6 protein-coding genes and 2 pseudogenes are annotated in these 10,862 nt (G+C 32.3%); 7 read left to right on the forward strand and 1 reads right to left on the reverse strand.

What is annotated here, in order from left to right:
* From PNO30_RS02995 to PNO30_RS03025, 7 genes and pseudogenes are all read left to right on the forward strand, one after another.
* A pseudogene (locus PNO30_RS02995) lies at positions 1-1,052 on the forward strand (hypothetical protein); the annotation flags it as partial.
* Between the two features lie 84 nt (positions 1,053-1,136).
* Positions 1,137-2,474: a hypothetical protein gene (locus PNO30_RS03000; RefSeq protein ID WP_271987110.1), complete on the forward strand. Its 1,338-nt coding sequence runs from the start codon at positions 1,137-1,139 to the stop codon at positions 2,472-2,474.
* Between the two features lie 115 nt (positions 2,475-2,589).
* Entirely contained in the window at positions 2,590-3,903 is a 1,314-nt protein-coding gene (locus PNO30_RS03005; protein ID WP_271987111.1) for a heme-binding Shp domain-containing protein, read from the forward strand.
* Positions 3,904-3,913: 10 nt separating this feature from the next.
* Positions 3,914-4,873, forward strand: coding sequence for a heme ABC transporter substrate-binding protein IsdE (gene isdE, locus PNO30_RS03010; protein WP_271987112.1), 960 nt, complete (start codon positions 3,914-3,916; stop codon positions 4,871-4,873).
* A 104-nt stretch (positions 4,874-4,977) separates the two neighbouring features.
* Entirely contained in the window at positions 4,978-5,952 is a 975-nt protein-coding gene (locus PNO30_RS03015) for a FecCD family ABC transporter permease (RefSeq protein ID WP_271987113.1), read from the forward strand.
* Positions 5,952-6,716 (forward strand): ABC transporter ATP-binding protein, encoded by a 765-nt coding sequence (locus tag PNO30_RS03020; RefSeq protein WP_271987114.1) that lies wholly within the window; start codon positions 5,952-5,954, stop codon positions 6,714-6,716. Before PNO30_RS03015 ends, PNO30_RS03020 begins: the two co-directional genes overlap by 1 nt.
* Before the next feature lie 244 nt (positions 6,717-6,960).
* A complete protein-coding gene (locus PNO30_RS03025; protein ID WP_271987115.1) occupies positions 6,961-9,141 on the forward strand; it encodes a cation:proton antiporter in 2,181 nt (726 codons plus the stop codon).
* A gap of 70 nt (positions 9,142-9,211) precedes the next feature.
* Here PNO30_RS03025 and PNO30_RS03030 read toward each other — a convergent pair.
* A pseudogene (locus tag PNO30_RS03030) lies at positions 9,212-10,862 on the reverse strand (hypothetical protein); the annotation flags it as partial.

Raw genomic sequence — 10,862 nt, forward strand, 5'->3', positions numbered from 1 at the left:
AAAAAGAAAAACTTGAAAAAGAAAAAGCTCAAAAAGCTGAAGCTGATCGTCTTGAAAAAGAAAGATTAGACAAAGAAGCTGCTGCTAAAGCTCAAACTGAAAAAGAAAAACTTGAAAAAGAAAAACTTGAAAAAGAAAAAGCAAAATTAGAAGAAGTTAAAAAAGAAGCTGTAAAAGACATTGCTAATGATAAATCTCTAAGTAAAGAAGAAGCTAAAAAATTAGAAGCAATTGTAAAAACTGCATCTCTTAAAGATACTCTAGTAGCTAAAGTGGTAGAAAATGGTTCTTCTGAAGAAGTTACAGTAACATTTGATAATACTGCTATAAAAGCTGCTAACCTAGTTGTAGAAAAAGCTGACAAAATAACTGTAGCTAAAGTGGAAGACCTTGTTAAAAAAGCTGATGAAAATCTAAGTGTTGTTAAAACAATTGACCTTCACTTTGCTGATCCTAAAGGTAACACAATCAACAAACAAGGTGAAACACGTGCCGTTACAGTAGCTGTAGTAGCAAATGAAAACGAAAAATTAGAAGTTTACTATGTAAATGGTGAAAAATTAGAAAAAGTTCCAAGTGTTTATAAAGATGGAAAACTTACATTCTTTACAAACCACTTCAGTCTTTACACTATAGTAAAATTTAACCTTGAAAAACCTTCTAAATCAGATACTTCTAATACTTCTACAAATGAAAACACTTCAGCAGGTACAGAAACTCCAAAATCTTCTGAAGTAAATCCTGATAAAGCATCAGCTCAATCAGAAAAACAAACTTCTCAAGATAAAGCTTTAAACAATGAAAATAAAGCTACAAGTAGTGAAGATAAAAAAGATACTACTAACGTTTTTGGGCAAGAAAACAACAAAGTTGAAAACAACGAAAATAAACTAAATGTTGTTAAAACTAATAGCACACCTACTCCTCAAAATGTAGAACAAAATGCAAAAGCATCACTTGCTAAAACAGGACTTTCTACAACAGCTACTGCTGGTTTAGGTGCACTATTATTACTTTCTGCCCTAGTACTACGTAGAAAATCTAACAAATAAAATAAACAAAATTATTATACAAAGGGATAATTTATCCCTTTGTATATAGTCATGTATAAAGAAATTAAGGAGGATAAATAAAACATGAAAACTAATAAATTATTAAAAGTTCTATCAGCAGCAACAATTATCTCTACTCTTGCTGTAGTAGACTATTCAACAACTGCACAAAACAATAAAGTTTTATTAGCTGCAGATACTCAAAATCCAGAAGTAGAAGTAGAAAGTGTACTAATGCACGCTTACGAAAATAGACCTTCAATGGGAAATGCTGCATTGGTTAAAACTACTGTCCAAAAAGTAAATAATGGTTATAAATATAAAGTTATTTGGCAAAATATTACTTTCAATGGACAAAACGATGGGATTGGACATTTTTGGGTTAATGAATCTGAAGTAGCTCTAAATGACGTTAACTATCCAGGTGCATTAAATCCAAAAGAAGCAGAATTTACTTTATCAACTTTAGAAAGTCGTATTCCTGTAAAAGTATTCGTTAATATTATGGACAAAATAATGCCTGGACAAGGTAAACAAAGTGCATTTCTTCAAATAAAAACAGATGGATTAGAAGAAAAACTTACTCCAAAAGCAGCTGAAACTAAACCTGCGGAATCTTCTACTAATCCGACTACTCCTAGTCAACCAACACCAGCTAAACCTGTGGAGACTAAGCCTGTTCCAAAACCTGAAACACAAAAAAATGTTCAACCTTCTAATAAACCAACAGAACCAACTAATACAAAACCTGGTAAAACTCCAGAGAAAAAATCTCCAACTTCACCAATCAAACCAGTAGCTAAACCTAACCTTCCTGCACAAGACCAAGCTCAAGGTCAAGGTGAAGAAAAAACAGTTACATACTTTGATAATGTATCTGCAACACTATTAAATGCCTATGAAGCAGGACGTGCTTCTATGGGGAATGCAGCACTAGATGGTATTACTGTTTATAAAGATGGATCTACATATCACTATATCGTTCGCTTCCATGATATTAAAGTGGGAACTCTTACAGATGGTATTACTCGTTTCTGGGTTAATGGTACTGAATATCCTGTTACAAGTACAGGTGGTGCTATGAACCAAGTACAAGTTCATTTCACTTCTGGTGAGCAGTTAACTAACATTCCTGTTTCTGTATTCGTTCCAACAATGGAAAGCATTATGCCAGGTGCTGGTAAAAAAGATGCTATCCTTAGCCTAGATTGGTCTAATGCTAGTGAAAGACAAGGTACTGCATTTGTTGACGGTGGACAACCAGGATCAAGTGCTAATGGTAATCGTGCACTAACTCCAAGAGGTGGTCGTCTAAACAATGGTAGACTTTCTAACACTGGTTTAGAAACATCTTCATCAATTCTTGCAGGAGCTCTTACTTTAATCAGTGCAGTTCTTGTTGGAAGAAGAAAACAAAAATAAATATTAAGATAATACCCCGCTAATTTAGCTTACTATTATCGATTCCGTAAGGCGGGAAAACTTCCCGCCTTTCTTATTAAAAATTAAATAATATAAAAGAAAGTGAGTTTTTATAATGAAACGAGTTTTAAAACTGTTAACGATAGTTATCGCTACATTAACGTTTATAGTTACATCTAGTAATGTTCCTTTCGTTAAAAATGTATATGCTGCTGACAGAGTATATAGCGTTCCTGTGGAACTATGGCATGCTGAAAATAGTGGTCGTCTTTCTATGGGGAACAATGCACTAGCTACACATGCTACTGTAAACGTTCATGATAATAATACCTCTACTATCTCTGTACAATTCACTCCAATGGATTTCAGTAATATGCACGGTCACTTATTATCGCTTAGTATCTACTCATCTCCAATTTTTTCTGGTAGTCTTACTGCTGCTTCTGTAACTAGTACTTATAACGATACTAATTTAGATGGTGGTACTAGTACATACCCAGGAACTCTAAGCTTTAATTTTGGTGAAGCTAAACCTGACAAAGTCGGTGTTAGAGTTGCTGTTGATGCTATGAACCAAATCATGGGTGGTGATGCATCTCAAAATGCTATTATTAAATTTAACTGGTCTGCAGCTAACCTAGTATCTGGTTCTGAAGATTCTTCTAAAGACAAAGAGAAAAAAGCTGAAGATAAGAAAAAAGAAGAAGAGAACAAAGATAAAAAAGATGAGAATAAAGCACCTGAAGGTTTTGTTGCTAAAAAATTAGAAGATTACTTCAAAGATGATCAAAAAACAAAAAATCCTGGTCTTTATAATCTTGATATCACAGGTTCATACCTAAACCCTCTTACTGGAGTTACAGCTGATGGTGGTACTAAAAATACAGCTATCGGTGAAGGTATGGTACAAGGAGTTATCTCACCTATTAACGCAGGTGGAGACCTTAATGAAGCTCTTAAAAATCAAAAATCTAATGGTGAAAAACGTTGGTCTAAAGCTATGCTTCAACGTACAAAAGATGGTAAATTATACGCAACTGTCCGTATTCACCTAATGAACTGGGTTCAACGTAGTAAAGAACAAGGTCCTTTCATCAAAGTTCTTCAAAAAGATGGAGAATTTAAGCAAGTAGAAGCTACTGAAACAAAAGTTAATATTGAACAATATAAAGATAGCTATGTTGACTATCGATTTGAAGTACCAAATGAAAACTTCTTAGCTATGGTACAAATGTACGTAGAACCTATGAATCGTCCTGTTCGTTACTTCGTAGAAGTTAATACTGATACTATTAAAAACGGAAATGACGGATTAGATATGGAAGCTATCAAAGAAACAAACTACACACCTTACTATTTAGGTGGTATTGGAGTTCTTGCAATAGCTGCTGGACTTTACTTTCCTCGTAAAAAAAGAAAAAATAACTAGGAGATAATTCATGAAAAGAAAACTATCCCTACTATTTACACTACTATTAGCCAGTATTCTAGTTCTTACTGCTTGTTCATCGCAAAATAAAGCTGGTAACACTACTGGAACTGATCCTAATCTAGCTGATAAAGCTTTTAATGAAACGATAGATTTAACAGGTGTAAATAAAGACAAAAAATCTGAAGAAGAAAATGGAAAACGTGTAGTAATGGACTCTGTAGCTCTAGCTCAAGTCGCAAATGTACTTGACATTAAATTAGCAGGTGTCCCTACTACAAAATTAGGTCGTATGCCTAAAAGATATGACAATACTGTTCAAATCGGTCTTCCAATGAATCCAAATATGGAAGTTATCAAATCTATTAATCCTTCTATCGTATATGCTCCAGATAGTTTACAAGACTGGATAAAAGAAGGATTCGAGAAAAATAAAATCCCTTATAAATTTGTAGATATTCGTAGCGTTAATGGACTATATTCTATTACAGAAGATCTTGCAAAAGAATTTGGTAAAACAGAAAAATTCAAAGAATTAAAGAAAGAACATGATGAGTTTTTCGCTAAATTCAATGAAAAAATCGCTAATAAGAAGAAACCAAAAGTTCTTGTTCTTATGGGCTTACCTGGAAGTTACATGGCAGCTACTGAAAAATCTTATGTAGGTAACCTTGTAAAATTAGCAGGTGGTGAAAATATCATTAAAGGTACTGAAGAGTTTAAAAATCTAAACTTAGAAACTGCTTTAAATGATAAACCAGACTTTATTTTACGCACTGCTCATGCTATGCCTGATACCGTAAATGAAATGTTTAAAAAAGAATTTGAAAACAATAAGAGTTGGTCTCACTTTGATGCGGTAAAAAATAATAAAGTTGTCGATTTAGATAGCTCAATGTTTGGTATGACAGCTACATATGATTACCAAAAAGGATTAGAAAGTCTATACAGTATTTTCTATAGTAACTAATACTTAAAACCAGAAGTAGCACATTGCTACCTCTGGTTTTTATATAATACAATTTAAAAACAATATGATATACTAAACATATAAACTATATAAGGAGGTTCTTAATGTTTAACAACAAAAAAGCAATCACTTTTTCTGTTCTTATTCTACTTTTATTAAGTACAGTATTTTTTGCAGCGAATAGTGGTAGTATAAAAGCTAGCGTCGGACAATTAGCTGTTGGTATCTTTACTGGAGAATACGCCAATGTTAATGCAATTATCGATGTTCGTTTCCCAAGAATTATCATCACTATATTAGTAGGTGCAGCTCTTGGTGTTAGTGGTTTATTATTACAAACAGTATTAAAGAACCCGCTTGTCGATCCTAGTATTATAGGGGTTTCTAGTGGAGCTAACCTGTTTTTATACTTAGGGTTAGGATTATTCCCACAATTTATGATATTTAAGTCTGTATTTTCTATCATTGGTGGTATCCTTGGTTTCTTAATCATTTATTACTTAGCCGGTAGAACAAAAAACAATGTTAAAATTATTTTAATCGGTATTGCAATAAGTTATTTCTTCACAGGAATACTGAGTTCTATACAGTACTTGAATGCAGCTAACTCTACTACGTCATCTGCATTCAAGACTGTTGGTTTAGGAACTAAAAACTGGGATGATGTTTCATTATTATTAAGTTGGATTCCTATTTTACTAATTATCAGTTTCTTCTTAGCAAAACTATGTAATATCTTCGCCTTAGATGATAATATTATCAGTTCACTAGGAATCAATATTAATATGATTCGCCTGCTAATTTCATTTGTTGCGGTAGCTCTTGCTTCTGTGTCTACAGCTGTTGCTGGTGTTATGGTGTTTTTAGCTCTTATTACACCTCATATTGCTAAGATTATAATTGGTAGAAATCATATCTATACTATTCCATTTAGTGCTTTACTTGGAGCATTTATTCTACTATTATTCGATACAATCGGTCGTGTTATTTTCGCACCAATCGAAATACCTGCTGATTTAATAATGATGATTATCGGTGGACCTGCATTTATTATTTTAGTTAAGAAAGGAGTAAGTTAATGGAAAACATAATAGAAATTAATAACCTTACATTTAAGTATAATAATAAAAATACTCTTTTCGAAAATCTTAATGTAGATATTGAAAAAGGTAAAATTACTACCCTACTTGGTAAAAATGGATGTGGTAAGAGTACACTTATAAAAATATTAGCCAAAAATTTAAACTATAATTCTGGAAGTATCAAACTCGAAGGTAAAGAATTGAATTCATATTCATTAAAAGAACTTGCGAGTATTCTTGCGATTGTTTATCAAAAGAATGAAACTCCAAAAGAAATTACTGTTTATGATATGGTTAGTTTCGCTCGTCTTCCTTATCAAAATATTTTCTTTTATAAACCTAGCGCTAGTGATATTGAAAAAATTGAATTTGCTCTTGAAAAAACTAATTTAAAAACCTATAGAGATAAACGTGTAGATGAATTATCTGGTGGTCAACTTCAACGTGTTTACATCGCAATGGCATTAGCACAAAGCACTGATATTATTATATTAGACGAACCTACTACCTTCCTTGATATAAAATATCAAAAATCTATAATGAAACTTGTTAGAGATCTTAATAAATCTTTAGGAATTACTATTATCATGGTACTACATGATATAAATCAAGCACTAGCATACAGTGATAATATTATTGCTCTTCTTAATGGAAAAGTTATAAAGAATGATAAAGCTGAGAATTTCTTTGATGAAGAGCTTCTAAACAAACTTTATGACGCTGATATTAAAATAGAAGATGGAAAAGTAATTAGTTGGTAACTTTACTAACAATATATGAAAAAATTAAATCAATCGCTATGTCTAAGTATTAATATTTAGACATGGCGATAATTTCATTTCTAAAAAATAACAAATAACACATCTTCTAAAACTATTAAAATTATTGTTTTACAATATTCATTATTAATTTCTTTCAGATTGTATAATCATTGATTTTAATATTAAATAATTGTAAAATATATTGGTACAAATAAATAATAAAATAATTACAAAGGAGTTTTCTATGGAAATACTAACTACTCTTGGAATACTAATAGTTATTGTTATTCTTGCTTCTTTTCTTAACAATATTATTCCTCGTATTCCAGCAGCTTTATTCCAAATAATTCTTGGTGCTGCGGTAACTTTTATCCCTAATCTTCCACTCCATTTTGAGTTTGAATCAGAAATGTTTATGATGTTAGTTATCGCTCCCCTATTATTTACTGACGGTTTCAACTCGTCCTTAAAGAATATCTGGCTATACAAACGTCCAATTATATATATGGCAATATTTTTAGTTCTTGTGACGGTAATTGTTGTCGGTAGCATAATTCATTTATTGCTTCCAATGATTCCTTGGGCAGCATGTTTTGTTTTAGCTGCTGTCCTGTCACCTACAGATGCTGTGGCTGTTAAATCAATAACTAAAGGAATGAAACTACCTAAAGGACTTATGGCTATATTAGAAGGGGAATCGCTTCTAAATGATGCTTCTGGTCTTGTATCATTTAATATAGCTCTAGCAGCAGTTCTTACTAACACATTTTCTGTCACGAATGCTAGTTATAAATTTTTAGTAGTTGCAGGAGGGGGAGCGATCTTTGGACTTATTATTGGGATAGCTTTTTCTTATATTAAGTTTATATTCTCAACAAAATTTGCTGACGAATTTAATATTTTAGTTATTTTTCAATTAATAACACCAGTTATAGTATTCTATCTTGCGGAACATATTGGTGTCTCTGGTATCGTAGCTGTAGTAATTACAGCTCTAGTATACAACTACCAAAGAAAGCATCACTTACTTACTGTTGTAAGTAGTGATGCTGCAGTAACTATAGACAGTACTCAACAAATAGCAAGTTATGTACTAAATGGTTTTGTATTTACCTTTTTAGGATATTTACTCCCTGAGATATATCATACTGTGTTTAATAATAGGGAGATTGATATTGTATATGGATTCATAATTTCATTAGTTATTGTTTTAGGTCTAATGATAGTTAGATTGACCTTTGTATATTTCAACTACATATCATTCCAACCTCATCATTTTACGACTGCTAGAAAAACAGCGAAAATAATACTAAATAGAAAATTTGACAAAGGTAACTATTCTAGATTTAACTACTCTTTAATTACTAGTTTGTGTGGTATTCACGGTACAGTAACACTTGCTACAGCACTTATGATTCCGGTTGTAACTGCTACTGGGGATAACTTCCCTCTTAGAAATACCATCCTATTCATTGCGAGTAACGTCGTTTTACTAAGTATTATTATCGGTACAATCGCCCTTCCTCTTGTTGTTAAGAACGAAGATGAAGAGAAAGAATATACTCAATACTCTCTTCGTGAAAAAATCTTAGAAGGCACACTTGAGGAACTAAAAGAACGTGATATTTCTAAGAAATCTATTGAAGAAAAAGTTGCTTATGCTATTGAAATAAAAAGTTTACACGAATTAAAAACATATTTCAGAAACATGCAAACTGGAAGATTTAAAAATACAAACGAACCACTATCACTACACAAAAAAATAATGAAAGCACAAGACAAAGTTCTCCCTGAAATACTTAAGGACAATCCTAACATTGAGCAAATCCTGGAAATTTCTAAACTTATGCAACTTAGAAAATCTTTATTATTCACATATTCGATACCAAAAAACCTATTACTTAATTTAAGAATATATGTAAAAGAATCCAATCTAAAACGTCGTTTAACTCGTCATTTTGTGGCTAAAGATCTAACTCCAGAATTTTATGAGAAACTTAAAGAAAAAATACCAAAAAGAAGAAAAGTAAACTTCGTCAATAAATTAGATGAAATTAAACAAAAAGCTGAAGCTTCTTCTAGCCAAATTCAGGCTATCATTGATTGCTCGCCTACAGTAAGAAAAGTACTTCTTGAGACAGCCTATAAGGTTATTGATGAAAAGTGTTCAGATCAAAATACTGCAGAATTCGTTAAAGATGTATATAGATACTACTCATTCACTTTATTTGAAGTATTTTTAGAAGACATCGATTTCGAAGAAGAACTTAAAGAACTTCAAATGGAGTTAGTTCGACTTTTAAAATATAGAATATTAACGATGAGAAAGTTAAACTATATTTCTCTAGAAGATTCTTACACCGCTCTTCGCAACTTAAACTTCAGTGAATCCATGATTTTCCCTCGTGAAACTGAAGAAGAATAAAATAAAAAAGCTGACCTCAAGTTAGATTATTATCTAAACTCTAAGGTCAGTTTTTATTTAGGTTGTTTTTTTATTTTTTAAATTCTACGACAAAATCGTAACCACGATCTGTTTTTGCTCCAAAGTAAAAATCACTTACTTTATATCCTCGTTTTTCTACTTTAGCGATTTTCCCTTGAATTGCTGCTTTTACTTGCGCTTCTGTAGCATTTTTTGGAAGTTTTATAGTAGTATCTCCATCTACATCTAATGCTCCAGCTATTCCGGGTAAAGTTTTTAAGTTAAAGTAAATATTAACATTTACATTTTCTTGTGCTTCTGTTGATCTTTTTGCCCTTCTTTGTGTTGTAGGCGCTTTTCTAAAACCTGTATTATTAGCTGATGCAGATTTAGATTCTTTTGTGAATTCTACAACATAATCATAGCTATCTCCACCTTCAACGATTTGATCTAAGTCGGTAGTTGAAACAACTTTAAAACCTTGTTTTTTCAATTTTTCAATTTGAGCTTTTGTTTTTTCTTCAATAGCTCGTTTTAATTCTTCTTTAGGTGTATTTCCTGGGAAAGTAAGCATATTCTCTCCCCCTAATTCTCCTAATGCTCCCGCAATATCTTTAAGAGCTGTTAGATTATAATAGATGTTTATTTTTTTAGTTTTATTAGATAAATCTCTTTTTACAACTTTTTTAGTTCTAACTTGAACTTCTGGAGCGATTCTGAAGCCTGTAGTTCCTGTTTTCTCTTTAGTGAAAGTGATTACATAATTAAAGTTCTTCACATTAGTATCTTGCTCAAATACTATTTCTTCTTTTACTTTATATCCGTGTTTAGCTAATTCTTGAGCCTTAGCTTGAATTTTTGCTTTAACTAATTCTTTCACTTCATCTTCAGTTGCTGAATTTGAAATAGCTACTGTATTATTTTCTCCCGGATCAGATAAAAATCCATTGATATCTGGCATTCCGTCATAATTATAACTTATGTTTACCGTACCGTCTGGTTGATTTGCTGCACGTGCTACTCTTCTTGCTCTAACTTGAACTTCTGGAGCATTTCTGAAACTAGAAGTTCCCTCTGAAGTTGAAGCAGGTTGTGTTGGAGTTACTGGTGAAGTTGGTCTTTCTTCAGTGGTAGGCTGTGTCGAAGTTGTTGATGTAGCTTCACCTGACCCATGGCCTATTGCTGTACTTCCATTATCAATAGTAGTACCTTCGTTACGACCATTTGTTAAATTATCTTTGTTATAATTTGGTGCTGGTAATTCTTCACCTGGAACATTAATTTCATCAATTTTAGTTTGATATTCATCCGTAGCATCTACTGCTGCATCATGATTTTTAGCATTATTTATCGCTTCTAATCCTGCTTCTTTTAATTCTTTTAATTTAGCTTCTAACTTAGCTTTTTCTGCTTCATCTTTAACTTTTTCAATTTCACTAAGTTTTGAAGCAGCAATTTTTTCAATAACATCTTTTCCATCTTTTTTTGCTTCCTCAAGTTTTTCATCTTTTGGTGCTACTTCTTCAGACGGAGTATCTTCTTTTGGTGTTGCAGCTGGTTCTTCCGCTTTTGGTGCTGGTGCCACTGGCTCTTCCGCTTTCGGTGCTGGAGACGCTGGTTCCTCTACTTTTGGTGCTGGTGCCACTGGTTCCTCTGCTTTTGGTGCTGGAGTCGTTGGCTCTTCTGCTTTTGGTGCCGGCGCTGCTGGCTCTTCCGCTTTT

The sequence above is a fragment of the Gemella haemolysans genome (genome assembly GCF_028308085.1).
GTDB classification, from domain to species: Bacteria; Bacillota; Bacilli; order Staphylococcales; family Gemellaceae; genus Gemella; species Gemella haemolysans_D.